Raw genomic sequence first — 506 nt, forward strand, 5'->3', positions numbered from 1 at the left:
CGGCATTGGCCCACGCGATCGAGCGCATGAAGGTATCGACATAGTCGCCCGCCTTGGCCCCGAAATCCATCGCATAGGCATGTTCGTACATGTCGAGCGCGAGGATCGGCGTCGCGCCGGCCAGCGTCGCCGTGTGATCATTGGCCCATTGGTTGGTCAGGCGATTATCGCGGTGGCTCCATTGCAGCAGCACCCAGCCCGAGCCGCCGCCGAGTGCCTTGCCCATGCCGGCGAACTCGGCCGCCCAGCGATCATGGCTCCCGAAATCCCGTTCGATGAACTGGGCGAGTGGCCGACCCGGCTGCGAGGCAGCGCCCAGTCCCGCGAAATAGAGCTCGTGCAGGATCATCGAATTCCACGCGATCAATTCCTCGCGCTTCAGCCCGTTGATCGTGAAGCCCGGCGCCTTGGCCGCATCGAGGCTGGCGAACTGGGTCGTGATGGCGCCGAGCCGCTTCACCGCGCCGACATAATTATTGTCGTGATGGCTGACGAGCAGCCGCTCC

1 protein-coding gene is annotated in these 506 nt (G+C 64.4%); it reads right to left on the reverse strand.

What is annotated here, in order from left to right; genetic code table 11:
* On the reverse strand, positions 1-506 hold a 506-nt coding region (locus AACY52_RS30185; RefSeq protein ID WP_339561359.1), incomplete at both ends, for a Fe-Mn family superoxide dismutase.

Source organism: Pseudomonas sp. EA_65y_Pfl1_P113 (assembly GCF_963970525.1).
Lineage (GTDB): Bacteria > Pseudomonadota > Gammaproteobacteria > Pseudomonadales > Pseudomonadaceae > Aquipseudomonas > Aquipseudomonas tritici.